The organism is Mycobacterium xenopi (genome assembly GCF_009936235.1).
Taxonomy (GTDB): Bacteria; Actinomycetota; Actinomycetes; order Mycobacteriales; family Mycobacteriaceae; genus Mycobacterium; species Mycobacterium xenopi.
The window spans coordinates 1987950-2000393 of record NZ_AP022314.1 but is presented as its reverse complement, the minus strand read 5'-3'; the positions used below and the strand labels follow the sequence as shown (position 1 = coordinate 2000393).

Annotated in this window: 20 protein-coding genes; all 20 read right to left on the bottom strand. The window is 62.9% G+C overall.

The genetic code is table 11. From position 1 onward, the window contains the following. Positions 1 to 9 precede the first annotated feature (9 nt). A complete protein-coding gene (locus MYXE_RS09375) occupies positions 10 to 1755 on the bottom strand; it encodes a terminase large subunit (RefSeq protein WP_085193421.1) in 1746 nt (581 codons plus the stop codon). Further along, positions 1709 to 2167, bottom strand: coding sequence for a phage terminase small subunit P27 family (locus MYXE_RS09370; protein WP_178031407.1), 459 nt, complete (start codon positions 2165 to 2167; stop codon positions 1709 to 1711). The genes MYXE_RS09375 and MYXE_RS09370 overlap by 47 nt, the downstream gene beginning before the upstream one ends. Before the next feature lie 184 nt (positions 2168 to 2351). Further along, positions 2352 to 2561 carry an HNH endonuclease signature motif containing protein gene (locus MYXE_RS24370; RefSeq protein ID WP_232061767.1) on the bottom strand — a complete coding sequence of 70 codons (210 nt, stop codon included), beginning with the start codon at positions 2559 to 2561 and terminating at the stop codon, positions 2352 to 2354. Positions 2562 to 2677: 116 nt separating this feature from the next. Beyond that, entirely contained in the window at positions 2678 to 2917 is a 240-nt protein-coding gene (locus MYXE_RS09360; RefSeq protein ID WP_085193425.1) for a hypothetical protein, read from the bottom strand. Next, positions 2917 to 3375, bottom strand: a complete 459-nt coding sequence (locus MYXE_RS09355) for a hypothetical protein (protein ID WP_085193427.1) — start codon at positions 3373 to 3375, stop codon at positions 2917 to 2919. Before MYXE_RS09355 ends, MYXE_RS09360 begins: the two co-directional genes overlap by 1 nt. A gap of 312 nt (positions 3376 to 3687) precedes the next feature. Beyond that, a complete protein-coding gene (locus tag MYXE_RS09350; RefSeq protein ID WP_085193429.1) occupies positions 3688 to 4041 on the bottom strand; it encodes an Aca2/YdiL-like domain-containing protein in 354 nt (117 codons plus the stop codon). A gap of 18 nt (positions 4042 to 4059) precedes the next feature. Next, entirely contained in the window at positions 4060 to 4311 is a 252-nt protein-coding gene (locus tag MYXE_RS09345) for a hypothetical protein (RefSeq protein WP_085193431.1), read from the bottom strand. A gap of 84 nt (positions 4312 to 4395) precedes the next feature. After that, the gene (locus MYXE_RS09340; protein WP_161552069.1) at positions 4396 to 4533 is read right to left on the bottom strand and encodes a hypothetical protein; all 138 of its coding nucleotides are present in this window, start codon (positions 4531 to 4533) and stop codon (positions 4396 to 4398) included. A gap of 837 nt (positions 4534 to 5370) precedes the next feature. Then, entirely contained in the window at positions 5371 to 5667 is a 297-nt protein-coding gene (locus tag MYXE_RS09335; protein ID WP_085193433.1) for a helix-turn-helix domain-containing protein, read from the bottom strand. 228 nt (positions 5668 to 5895) lie between these two features. Further along, the gene (locus MYXE_RS09330) at positions 5896 to 6594 is read right to left on the bottom strand and encodes a DUF7341 domain-containing protein (protein WP_197904888.1); all 699 of its coding nucleotides are present in this window, start codon (positions 6592 to 6594) and stop codon (positions 5896 to 5898) included. A 141-nt stretch (positions 6595 to 6735) separates the two neighbouring features. Next, the gene (locus MYXE_RS09325; RefSeq protein WP_085193435.1) at positions 6736 to 7173 is read right to left on the bottom strand and encodes a hypothetical protein; all 438 of its coding nucleotides are present in this window, start codon (positions 7171 to 7173) and stop codon (positions 6736 to 6738) included. Next, positions 7170 to 8093, bottom strand: a complete 924-nt coding sequence (locus MYXE_RS09320; protein WP_085193437.1) for a hypothetical protein — start codon at positions 8091 to 8093, stop codon at positions 7170 to 7172. The genes MYXE_RS09325 and MYXE_RS09320 overlap by 4 nt, the downstream gene beginning before the upstream one ends. Positions 8094 to 8162: 69 nt before the next feature. Next, positions 8163 to 8378 carry a zinc finger domain-containing protein gene (locus MYXE_RS09315; RefSeq protein WP_085193439.1) on the bottom strand — a complete coding sequence of 72 codons (216 nt, stop codon included), beginning with the start codon at positions 8376 to 8378 and terminating at the stop codon, positions 8163 to 8165. Beyond that, positions 8375 to 9217, bottom strand: a complete 843-nt coding sequence (locus MYXE_RS09310; protein ID WP_112649932.1) for a recombinase family protein — start codon at positions 9215 to 9217, stop codon at positions 8375 to 8377. The genes MYXE_RS09315 and MYXE_RS09310 overlap by 4 nt, the downstream gene beginning before the upstream one ends. Then, a complete protein-coding gene (locus MYXE_RS09305) occupies positions 9214 to 10149 on the bottom strand; it encodes a PD-(D/E)XK nuclease-like domain-containing protein (RefSeq protein ID WP_161552068.1) in 936 nt (311 codons plus the stop codon). The genes MYXE_RS09310 and MYXE_RS09305 overlap by 4 nt, the downstream gene beginning before the upstream one ends. Positions 10150 to 10208: 59 nt before the next feature. Beyond that, complete coding sequence (locus tag MYXE_RS09300) at positions 10209 to 10532, bottom strand: WhiB family transcriptional regulator (protein ID WP_178031405.1); 324 nt, start codon at positions 10530 to 10532, stop codon at positions 10209 to 10211. Beyond that, positions 10529 to 10834, bottom strand: coding sequence for a hypothetical protein (locus MYXE_RS09295; RefSeq protein WP_085193447.1), 306 nt, complete (start codon positions 10832 to 10834; stop codon positions 10529 to 10531). The genes MYXE_RS09300 and MYXE_RS09295 overlap by 4 nt, the downstream gene beginning before the upstream one ends. After that, a complete protein-coding gene (locus MYXE_RS09290; protein WP_085193449.1) occupies positions 10831 to 11259 on the bottom strand; it encodes a hypothetical protein in 429 nt (142 codons plus the stop codon). The genes MYXE_RS09295 and MYXE_RS09290 overlap by 4 nt, the downstream gene beginning before the upstream one ends. 47 nt (positions 11260 to 11306) lie before the next feature. Then, entirely contained in the window at positions 11307 to 11936 is a 630-nt protein-coding gene (locus MYXE_RS24365; protein ID WP_161552067.1) for a hypothetical protein, read from the bottom strand. Between the two features lie 240 nt (positions 11937 to 12176). Then, a complete protein-coding gene (locus tag MYXE_RS09280; protein ID WP_085193453.1) occupies positions 12177 to 12401 on the bottom strand; it encodes a hypothetical protein in 225 nt (74 codons plus the stop codon). Between the last annotated feature and the right edge of the window lie 43 nt (positions 12402 to 12444).

The window sequence follows — 12444 nt, the reverse complement described above, 5'->3', positions numbered from 1 at the left end:
GTTTGGCAGTCACATCAACATTCCCCAAACCTCAGTCTCTTGCGGCTGGTTGGCGATCGCCCGGGATAGGGCCATGATCAGCGCAACCACACCGTCGATCTTGTCGCCTGCGTTCACCTTGTCCGGCTTCACATTTCCTGCGGGGTCCATCGCGACCGCGAAGTTGTCCACCATCCACCGAAGCAGCGGGTTGCCGCCATGGCGGATCACCGGGTTTTCCGGTGTACCGGTGAGGATGAGCCGCTGCAGATCCTTGGTCGGCGCGCTCATCGACGCAAATCCTTGACCCATGGTGATCATCGGCGCCCCGTCAGCCATCAGGTCGTTGACGAGTTGCTGTGCGTTCCACCGGTCATAGGCGATCTCTTGGACCAGGAACTCGTCACGGTCGCGGTTGATTTGCTCTTCGATGAAGTCGTAATCGGTGACATTGCCTGGCGTGGTGGCCAGCCAGCCCTGCTTCACCCACACCGACGCCGCGCCCGCGGTGCGGCTGTCCAGATTTTCAATCGAATCCTCCGGCGCCCAGCAGCGCAGCAACACATCGAAGCAACCCGCTTCATCGGGGAACACCCACGCCAGCGCCGTCAAATCGCTCGTGGAGCCGAGGTCGAGGCCGCCGAAACATCTGCGGCCTTTCAGCCGCGACATATCGACGATGCTCGCGTTGTTATCCCACGCGCCCAGGTCCAGGAACCTGGTTTGCTGCTTGGTGCGGATCCCCAGGTGCAGCCGAAGAAACGAAGCCAGCTCAGCCGGAGAGTCCTTCGCCTTGTTCGCCGCGGTCTGCATGAACCGCTTCGTCGGGCTGATCCCATAGCCGGGGTTGGCTTTCTTCCACGTCGATTCTGCGAATGGGTCATCACCCGGCTCGGCAGCGAACACCACACCGTAGGTGGTGGGATCTTTGAGCACACCGCGGGCCAGCTTCTCGATGCGGGTTCGCTTCTCGTCGTACGGTGTGTGCCGGCGGCCCGCGTCTGCGGTGGTGATGAACAGGATCAACGGCTGAATCCGGCTGCCGGTGCCGGTCTCGATCGCCTCAATCAGATCATTCGTCTTGTGCAGGTGCACCTCGTCGATGATGCCGCCGTGCAGGTCGCGGCCGTGCTGGGCATCGCCGACGTTAGCCACCGGCTCGAAAACACTGCCCGATGCCTTGTGGATGATCTTCGACTGAAACGCGTCGAAGTGTTTCGTCAAAGCAGGTGATCCGCGTACCGTCTGCTTCATCGGATCGAACGCGAACTTCGCCTGATCCTTGTTTGTCGCCGCGCACACCACCTGGGCGCCCGGCTCATTGTCGGCACCGGTCAGATAAAGCGCGGTGCCGCTGGCGGTCTGCGTCTTGCCGTTTTTCCGCGGCAGCTCAACCCAGGCGGTTGTGATGATCCGCGCATACTCGCCAGAGTCCCTCGACTTGGCCACCCAGCCGAAAACCGGCGCCAGATAATAGGCGACCTGCCAGCAATCCGGCTCAAACGGCTGCCCAGCAAAACGGCCCTTGGTGTGGCGCAGCCGCCGAAACGACGCGATCACATGATCCACCCGACCCGGATCGAATACCGCGCCCCGCACATTGCGCGGCTCCGGTGTTTTGATCAGAGGCGGGCACGTCGGCGGCCTGTATCCGCGTGACTCCAGATACCAGGCGACCTCGGGGCTCAGCTTCAGCCTTTCGAGATCGGCATCGGCCCAGCCGCGGCGCCTAACCGGCTTCTTGGCCGCCCGCGAACGGGTCGCTCTCGCTGTCATCGCCAGCAGGCTTCTTGCCAAGGTTCAGCTCAGCCGCCGGCGTCAACCCGAAATCCTGCGCAAACCGCAGTAAATCGCGGCTCGCCTGCTGAGCGGCGGTCACAGCCGGATGAAGCGCCACTCGGCCACTGCGCTTATTCGTGACCGTCATCCCCTCGGCCTGATACGTCTGAACCGCCGACACGAACCGCGACCACGCCACGCAATACGCGACGAACACCTCGCGATCTTCCGGCTTCAACAAGTCGAGTCGATCCAGCGCCGGGGCCACCCGCTGCCAGAGATTTCTCGCCTCATCATCGAGCCACTCGGGCGGGTCCGGCGCCCCACGCTCGAAGTTCGGAACCTGCGGAATCGGCCGGCCCATGCTGTCCTTGCCGTTCCCACGACCCTTTAACACCTTCAACGGCACCGGATCAGGCGCCGGACCCCGCCTACCCACGGCAACCAGCCCCATCCAATTTCGCGACAAAACCGATGCCCGCGAACAGATCACTAGGGCGGCGGTCGTGGCGGCCGGAGCGGCCACGATCTCGACCTACCCCCCTCTGACCTGCGGTTTCGCTCGGGGTTTGGCGTGTGTTCGTCGGCATGCCTCACCTCGCCCTGGTCTTGCCGCGCAATGCGTCGGCTGTGGTCTTTTCGATGTCGTGTGGCCTGCAGAGGGCTTGCAGGTTGGTCCAGGCGTATCGTGGCCCGCCTTCTGCGAGAGGCACGATGTGGTCCACCCGTTCGGCTGGTCGTCTGCAGCCGGGCCACTCACATACGGGGTTGGCTGCGAGTTTGGCTGCGCGCAGCTTGGCCATGCGCGCATCATCGTGCGGGTGTGTGCTGCCTTCCCAGGCAGGTCGGCATGCGCATGGCCTACCGGGCGCGGCGGGTTTGCGGCAGCGAGAGCAGACGCGTGGTGGTGCAACTGGCATCAGGTGGCGGTGGTGACTGAGAGATCCCAGCCGTCGGGCCGGGTGTGCACGTTGGCGTGTAGGTCTCGGTTGGTCATGGCTGCGTCGGCGATGGTGAGCATGAGTGCCCGCATCCACGGTGCTGGTTTGGTGTTGGCTTTGAGTTGTTCGGTGAGCAGGGTGGGCGGGTTGGTGGTCCACTCGCCCAGGTCGCCGTTCATCGCTACGTTGCCGTCGATGGTGATGCGCAGATGTGCCATCAGCGCGTCTCGTGTGGGCAGTCGGCGCCGCGCTTGGCCAAGCCCTGCAGCAGCGCTTTGCCGTCGGTGATGACCTGGTCGGTCTTGTCGACCGTCAGGTGGATGAGCGGCTTGCTGCGTGTGGTGTCGCAGCGGCAGTGCACGGAGATGATCCTGGTGCCGTCGGGGGCGTCGGCGGCTTGGGTGCGTAGCTGCTCGAGTTCGGTGCTGGGGATGATGGCGAAGCCTTCAGTTTCGAGCAGGTACACGATGGCTTCGCCGATCAGCTTCGGTACGTCGTGGCTGGGCAGGCCGGCTTGTGCGGCGAACTGCTTCGCCATCTCAGGCGGGATGCCGGTGGAGCGTAGGCCGGGCAGCGGGATGAGCTTGGCCGGCTGATTGGCGTTGGGGTCGCCGGGATGGAGCAGGCCTTCGGGGAGTCGTTGGGCGATCAATCCCGCGACAGCGGCGTTGGGCATGGGAAGCTCCCAGGTGTTGGGCTGTGGTCGCGCGAGGCCGGTTCAACGTCTAGGCGTGAGAAACGCCACCCGGTCTTGGAGACACGTGTGGCGTGGAGCTGACTATAGCGCATTGACCGGCGGTCTTACAAGCGTGTGATTTCAGGGTGTCATCGCGGCGGCCATGGTGCGCGGCCGATGGTCGCAGCAGCCGATATTGCCGCTGACCGATACGGAAACACATATCAAAGCGGTGACCGTGAAATCTCCCACGGACGAACAGGAAAGCTACCGCCACTGCTCGTCGTGGCGATATGCCCCGGTTTGCATACCTCACGACGTGATGACCACGCCGGGCACTTCCTGGCAGGCACGGGCGACCACGTGGCGCCACCACCGCGCCGGCAAATGTGCCGTATCTGGCCGGGCAGCATGCATGTCCTCGTCGCGCCTGTACACGTATACAGCGGGGTCGCGCGCCGCGTTGAGCACGTCGACCAGCTCGTCGACCGCTTTTGCGGTCATCGCCTCGATCTGTTCGACTTCGACGCGGATGCGTTCGGGTATGCGGTCGCGGCCGGCCTCCCACGACCGGATGGTCCTGGGGTTGACATCGAGCATTCGCGCCAGAGACTCGATCGTCAGCCCCAGGTATTCGCGGACCGTCTGCAGTTCGCCGCCGTCCATCCGTCCGGACCGTCCGGATCAGCCGTCGACCCAGATGATGCGGGCCAGCACCTGCAGATCCCGCTGTGGGTGGTCGTAGCCGGCGAGCTGTTGTAGGCCCCGCAGCTCTCGTGACCGCTGGTCAGAACCTGGTTTGATGACCTGGCCCCAGATCGGCGAGTTCGGGTCCGCCGACTGGCGGGCCTGCGCGCTGCGTCCATACTCGCGCCGGACGATGCTGTCCACGCTGCGGCCGGTGTAGGTGCCGTGGTCGGTCTTGACGGTGGTCATGTCTTTCTTTCCCTTTCGGCTCGGTCTGGGGCCTTTCCCCCTGACCCTGACACCCATCACTCTACACCCTAAAACAGGGTGCAGTCAAGGGTTTCGGCGGGATTTCCGCTCCGCGACCGTCAACGTGGCATCAGCGGCCGCCACCGAGTCGTCCAGGATGACCAGGCCGCCCGCACGCGCTTCGCTGAGGAATATCTGATCAGGCGATATCCTCTTCGACACGGACGTAGGCTCCTTCCTTCAGACTTGCTCGTCTTCGACGGAACCTACGTCCGAACTCTTTTACACCGCCGGAAGGACACGACCTTGGGCAGCTGCTCAAAGCGCACGTTCAGGTAGTCGGTGACGTCAAGCGACGAGATCGCCCTGCTCTGGTATGCCTCCAGGACCGAACTGACATAGCCGTGCCCGAGGTCGCGCGCCTTGACAACGTAATAGGACGGACCGCCTTCGCGTTCTTTGCGTTTCTGCTTCTCCTAATCGGTTGGTAGGGATGGGTTAGCGGTCGGAGGACCAGGATCTGTTCCTGACGAGGTCTGCCGCCGGGTGACGCCTGGTGTCTCCCGTCGTTCGACGACTTGCGAGAGAACGGCGCGCCTGGCGGTAGATCACGCGCCGTGATGGGTGAGATTCCGTTGCCCGAGCCCGCTGCGGGGTTGACTTCCCGAATATTGTTCCCGAGCCTTGAGCTCTTCGAAAGAACGAGGTCTTGCGGTGGGCTGGAGTCATGGACGGCTACTGAGATGACGGACCGTCGAGTCCTGCGATTAGGGCGCCGCACAACTCCCCCGGGGACAACAGAATCACCGATTTCAGGAGGGATGCCTTGGCGCTGTTTTGTGGAATTGATTGGGCTACTGATCACCACGATGTCGCGGTCGTCGATGACGACGGGCGTGTGGTGTTTGATACCAAGCACTGTTCGGAGGTTTTCGGCTGCCACGTCCGAGCCGTCGGACACCTTGAAAGCTAAAGGGCGGTACCGACTCTGGCAGGGTCGCTGGCGCGACCTCTTGAAGCTCAAGATAGACCTCCCGCTGAGAAACCGCCCGCCGGAATTCACCTTCGAGTGCTGGCGACCATGTCGACGTCTTCTGAGCCTGCAATCCGACGAAAGTCGCGCAAGGCGTCAAATTCCTTCGGTGGTTCAGGAAGTAATAGAACCGCCAACGGGCGCTTGTATGTCTTTGCGATCTTGCGCAATTGCTTTATCGTGGGTTGGAGCGATCCGTCTTCCCATTTGCTCACCGTCATTTCACTGGTGCCCAGGCGTTTAGCCGCCAGTGAGATATCATGAAAGCCGGCGCTCTTGCGCGCCCACTGCAAAACCAGAGGTTCTACTGGTATGCGTTCCATAGAATGACTTTCATGATTGATCGCGGTAAAGCTTGCTTTCCTGCGATGAATTATACAGGTTTAACGAACGCATTTGAAGCGTACACTCTGTTTGTGATGAATAGACACAGTCAGAGAACAAATTACAACGTTAGCACTCTTGACGCACAAGATTTCCATGTCGTGGCGGGCGCGGATTTCCTGCGCGAGCGAGCTGTCGGCGTCCATCATCAGTCTCATGCTGCTCGTTTATTCCAGCACGCCGGGCGGCAGGTCGTAGCCGAGCACCTTGGCGAGGAGCATGAATCGCTCCGGTCCCCACACGGTGCGGCAGTGCTGGCACACGCAGCCTTGGGTGGTGATTTGCAGTGCTGGCTGGCGGACGAGGTCGCCGGCGTTGTCGCGGCGGTAGACGGTTTTTTTTCCGCATGCCGGGCAGGCTGCGGGCAGGTGTTTGACGTGGGTGTTGGCGAGCAGGCTGGTGATGCGTTCGACCCACTTTTTGAGCGTGTTGGTTTTGTGGTGGATGTCGGCCCCGTCGTGGGGCCGCCATTTTCGGCTCTGTATGGCCCGTAGACGAAAGATTGTCACCGGGGTGGATAGTTCGGTTGGGTCGCGTGGGTTTTGCGGCCAGGAGGGCTCCCAGCGGGCTATTGTGGTGTCGATTTCACGCAGGAGGTCGAGGGCGTCGATCCAGGCCGGGGGTTGGGAGGCTGGGACTCCTGTGCGGTCGCGTTTGGAGCCGGGGACGGCGTCGCGCAGCTGCTCGTAGAGGGGATCGAGCCACACGATTCCAGTGCCGGTGTGCTGTGGTTTGGGGTCGATGAGAGCGCTGATGGCGTATTCGAGCTGGCGGCGCGCGGCGGGGAGGTTGGTGTCCTCGGCTGCCGGTTTGGGTTTGCGTGCGGCGCTCGCTGGTCGACTCCTTCGGTGAGTGCTGCTTGTCATTTGGTCACGGCTAGGTCGAGGCCACCGGCACCTGAGAAAAGCGACCCGATTCTCATCATGGTGCTGCGAATCCTCATGCGAGGTTTTGGCCGGTGATGAGTGCCGCCACAACTGGCGTTTGTGAGTTTTTTGCGGTGCGTGTCATGCTGCGCTGTCATTGGCGTGCTCCTGGTTGGCGGCTTGTTTGAGCAGGTTTTCCCACTCGTCTTGGCTGGCTGGGGTGGCGTGGTTGCGCAGCGCTGTCCAGTAGGCGTCAATGCGTTGCCGGGCTGTCCAGTGCGGTGGATAGTCGGCAGTTTCGGCCGCAGGCGGCGCGGGCGGCGGTTCGTCGCTTGTGTTGTCGCGGCGTAACGCGCGGGCGATCGCCGACAGGTCCGCTGGCTGGAGCATCCGGTTGCGGGGTTCGCGGTGGTATTCGCTGACTGCGGCCAGCAGGTCTTCGCGTTGCACGGCTGGTGCGTACCGGTTGAAGTGCTCGACCCACGCGGCGATGAGCATTTGCGAGGTGCGTGGTGTGTGGGATGTGTCGTATGCGGCGGCTTTGGTGAGTGCGTCGAGCACGTCTTCGGCGGTGATCATGGCAGCTCCTGTTGCTGTCGTAGCTGTCGCAGCTGGCGTTTGAATTTTTCGTTTTCGGCTGCGCGGAGGTCTGCTCCTTGCAGCTGGTGGCCGTTGGCGGCTGGGGCGGCGCGGGATCGTTTGACGATGTCGCCTAGCACGGTCGGCAGGAACTCCGCTTTCATGCAGTCGGCGCGGTGGTCCCATTCGTGCAATGCCTCGCGGATGAGTGCGTCGGGGTGGCCTTCGCGCGCCAGTTTGATGACTTGGACGGCGAGCCGGTCGATCGTTGTTCGGGGGTAGCCGGTGCCGAGCGTTGTGCGCACGACGGTCCTTGCGGCGTCGGTTGGCTTGGGTGGTGTTGGCCGGCTGGGATTGTCGATGAACTTGGGAGCGGAGTTGAGCACTTCGGCGTCGACGGCGTCTTGCGGTTCGGGTGGCCAGGGTTCGTCGTTTTCGCGCGCGGTCGTCGTCTGTTCCCCTGTTCCCCTGTTCCCCTGTTCCCCTGTTCCAGCGCCGGGAGTTCCGTCACTGAGCGGCGGAATCTCCGCGGAATTCCTCGGAGATTCCGCGTCTGGCCGTTGAGCTGCGGAAATAGCCGCATTCGCGGCTTCGATGAGAGCCTCGTCCGGTTTGGCGCGCTTCTCGGTACGCTGATGCTTTTCCCACTCAGGAATGACGAAATATCGGCGCCCGGCGTGCTCGAAATACACCACTCCGTAAGCTCTCGAAACTTCCGAGAGAATCCTCGGATAATCCGACACTGGTATCTCGTCGTTGGGAAACGCGAACCCGATCAGCCGAACCGGGGTCGCATCGCCGATGCCGTAGTCGTCGGCCCAGTTCCACATGGCGATGTACAGCAGCCGCGTCCGCAGGTCGGCTGCTGCGGTGTCGGGCGAATCCCAAAACGCCGGTTTGATCGTGCGAATACGCGGCATTAGGCGCTCTCCTCCTTGGGTTGGGGTCAGGTTCGATGCGACCACCGAACGCGGCCTCGACGGCGAGGTCTAGGCCGCCGGCCCCGCTGAACAACGAGCCGATGTCGCCCCCACCCGGTAGTGGTGGACGATTCTTCCGGGCAGCGGACCGCCGTCGATGATGCTGTTGCAGTCCTCGCCAACGTTCGCGCCGCACATCCCGCATTTGCGGGACAGGGCATCCTGCACGGCCGCGTTGTCGCGGCCGGTCCAGAATGGGTTTCGTTCGGTGGCGCGCCGGCTCATTCCAGCTCGCTTTCCCGTTTAACCAGCTGCTCCTCAGCAGCAATCGCCGCGGTGTTGAGGATCTCTGTCACCCGGTCACTGAGATTGCCTCGTTTGCGAAGGTCGTTGAGCGTGTGGACGACCTCGCGTAGTTCCTCGTCGGTGAGATCGTCGCGGTGTTCAAGGTCACGCCCGGTTAGGTGGCGCAGCACAATCAGCTGGTCTTCGCGATCATTGCAGTCCACCTCGTGTAGTAGCGCGAACATGCGGTTCAGCCATTTGCGGCGGTGCGACTCGGCGGCTTTCGACGCAGGCTGTTCGGCGTCGCCACTAACGTCAGCGAACGATCGGCCCGTGTGTGGTGTTTCGTTGGCGGGTTCACGCTGCTCATCCAAAGCAGGCAGCCCAGCCACCTCGAACGCTCGGCGAAGCGCATGCGCCTCAGCGGCTTTCAGCGCCATCTCAGGCGCGTAACGGTCGTTGCCGCCGTTAGCCGGGTAGCGGCCGGGATAGGTGAACGGGTGGCTCATGTCTTTGCGCCACACCGACACTCGTGCCACCCACTCGCCGCGCTCACCGTCGAGAACGGGTTCTTGCTCGACAACGATACCGTCGAGCTGGCCGGAACGGTGCGCCACGTGCAGCAACCCGTCGCGGGTGATGTACACCCCGGATCGGGGAATCACGACAACGTGTTTGAGCAGCGGGTCGAACCCGTAGTGCCGGCACACCGCGACCGCGGCCCGATCCTCCGGTTTGGCCGGATTCAGCCCCAGGTAGCGGATCAAATCAGTGTCCCGTTCGTCGAACGCGCCCATACGCGTCGGTGTTTTCGAGACGATCGGCTGGTAACCGCTCACTGCGACTCCTTTCCCTGATGACGAAATACCCACTGCGGCAACGCAACCGGAACGATTTCACTGTCAGCTGCGTAACCGGGCCATTCATCCCAGTCCCGGCAGGCCCGGAATACGTCGATGGCCTCCCGCATGCGCCGGTAGCCGAGCTGGTAGGCGTCAGCGTCAAGCTCTACAACGGACACAAGATGCGGTGGTGTTTTCTCGACCAGCACGAACAGGAACACCGGGTTCGGGTCGAGCTCAAGCAGGCGCGCCACCGTGACATACCACGCCATTTGCACGTGGTAGCCGAGATGGTTTGCGGTGCGGCCGAATTCGCGCGGGTCAGCGGATTGACAGGTTTTCAGGTCCACAAGCCACAACCTGCCGTCGCGTTGGGTCATCCAATCCGGTCGGGCGCGCAGCCGCACACCCGTCGCCGGGTCGCGCACCCACATCGACATTTCCGGCTCGCCAGCATCGAACAGCTCGGCTGCGAGCCGGTGATGGATTTTGACAGCGTCACGCATGTCGACCGCAGCGTCATAGTCGGCGCGCAGGATGGGGACGCGACCTGTTTCCCGGGCCTTGTCGCGGCATTCCCGAGCATGCTTGCTACGCCAATCCTCGGCGTCAACAACCTCTATCTCGTCCCCGCAGCCGAGCACCAGCGTGTGCACAAGAGTCCCGATGTCAAAGTGGGTCGCCGGCTCGCGTGGGTGATCAAGCTGCCACGCGTATTTCGCGGGCGCGGACAGCAGCAGCCGCGCCCCGGACGCGGACAGGCTGTCACGATCACTCTGATAGTCACTGGTGGGGATGCCCGCATAAACCCCGTCCTCAAGCGGGATCGGACTGTTTTCGCTATACAGTTGGCATGCGTCCACATACAGCAGTTCGCGTTCCCCGGCCGGCCGCACGCCCACAAGCCGCTCAGACGGCTCAACCACCACGCCGTGCCGCTTGCACGCTGGCGTGTGCCACCACGAAACCTTGTCACCAGCCGCGAACATCACAACGCTCTGCTCCGAAACGCTTGATGGTCAATAGATTTCGGTGCGCCCTTGTGGCGCAATCGACGACGTTCCCGCTCGGATAGGCCGCCCCAAATCCCGTACCGCTCGTGGTTGGCTAGCGCGTATTCGAGGCATTGGACCCTCACTTCGCACGCGGAGCACACTTTTTTCGCCTCCCGTGCACGTGCCGCGTTTGCTTTGTCGGGGAAGAACGTTTCTGCGTCGACTTGTGCGCACAGGGCGAGCTCCTGCCATTGCTCGTTGGTTTGGAGGCGTGGCGGCCGGTGGCTGGCCTCTGGCCGGTTTCGGAGAGCGCTCACAATGTCACCGCCTCAACGACGTTCGTGGTCATATGTCTATGCCACGTGCGGGCAGGGATACCACCGGATGCCATGCCCGCCCAGGTTTTCGCCACACACACGCCGTCACCCGGTCGTGACGGGCACGGGCCGTCGTGATCGTCCAGTTCGACTCGCGGCGTTTCATTTCCGGGGAACGGCCAGCGGAAACCGTTGCGGGTCCGCAAATCCGGGTGAACCGATTTCAATCCCCACGAGTCGTAGCCGTCGGGCAGCGTGTATTCGGGTGCGATGACATCGGCTAACAAGTCACGGTAGGTCACTTCGGGGCGTCCTGTCTCTTGGGATGGTGTGCGGGTACGTTCGCCGCAGGCATGGCTGCGGTTTCTTCGTTGGCGGACACCGCCTCACGTTGGCTGGCGACCAGCCGCGACTGCGGCGCGTAGACGGCGACATACCGGCGCAACAACGCGAGATGCCTTGGGCAGTGATCGATTACCGCCATCGCCACGATCCGGCCCGCATCGTACGGGCCGAAACCGGAATCCTCCTCAACGGCCCTGAACACACCGGACAAACCCGCCAACGACGGGTAGCTGTCCAACGTGGAGCAGATCGGGCCAGCGGAGATTTCCGCATAGTTCGATACCGGGTCGGCGTGCGCGGGACTGGCGAAAGCGATTGCGGCACCGATGATCACGCTGGCCAGCATCAGCCATGCGAGTGGCATGACGGTGTTCCGGATCATGCACCGGCCTCCAAGATGTACTGGCGCAGCCTCGAACCTGTCATGGTTCAGACTCCGATCTTGTCGAGTGCGGAATTGATTGCGTCGGGGTTGAGTTCAGCGGGTTGGTCGAGTCCCTGGATTTGCCGCCAGTAGGCGATGGCGTGGCCGGCGAAGTCGACGATGGCCGCGCTCTCGGCCGCGCTCTCGGCCGCGCTCCAGGCCGCGCTCCTGGCCGCGCTCCAGGCCGCGCTCTCGGCCGCGCTCACGGCCTCCCATGCGAACGGAATCACACTGGCCGCCGAATCCCGGTGCAACTCGGCGATCCGCTTCACAGCAGCGACGCCATCGCCTTTCGCGAAGCGCACGACTCCCCATTCCGGGTTGTCGAGAACCTCCGCGATCCACAACGCATAACCGGCGTCAGGCATATCCGCGGTTCCGACTGTCTGCCAACCCAAATCCAGCACGAGCACACTGTTCTCAGGTGACAGCATCCCGTCGTCGTCGGCTAGTTCGTCGTTGCACATCTGGACCAGCGCGGCCAGCGGGCGCGCCGAGCACTGCGGGTAGTCGGTGATCTGGGTGTCGCCGTTGATGTAGCTGATGACGTTCATGGCGCAGCCTTTGCCGCTGCCGGGTTGGTGCGAGCCTTTCGCAAGGCGCAGCGGATGCGTGATGCGGTCGAGGTCGATCATCGGTCAGTTTCCTTCCTGTGTTGCGGCGGTATCGTTTTCGACTTCTGCGAGCGTGGCGGCGTTGAGGATTTCGCGGATCTTGTCGTCCGTGCTGATCTTGTTTCCGGCGTCGTCGTAGCATTCACCGGTCCACCATTGATCCAGCGTGTCAATGAGTTTCGAGGCTTCGGCGACGGTGAGCTGAGAGCTGGTGGAGACAGTCGAAGCCGAGAATCGAGCTTGTGCGCGCGGTCAGGTCTCTCACGCCAGCGCCTCCCCCCGGCAGATCAACGTCACCACTGCGGCCAGCCGATCGCCTCGCGGCAGATCGTTCAGCGCGTAGAACACGCGGTCGGCCATCTCCTCAAGCAGCGCGATGTCACCATCGTGCGCCGGGTACGCGACACCCGCTGGTTGCGGCATCACCGGCAAACCAGCCCACTTTTTCGCGTGCTCGACCAGTTTCGTGAACTTGCGTGCTACCATTCCTAGCGACCTCCTTTCATTCCTTTCTTCTCTGTGACCGGCC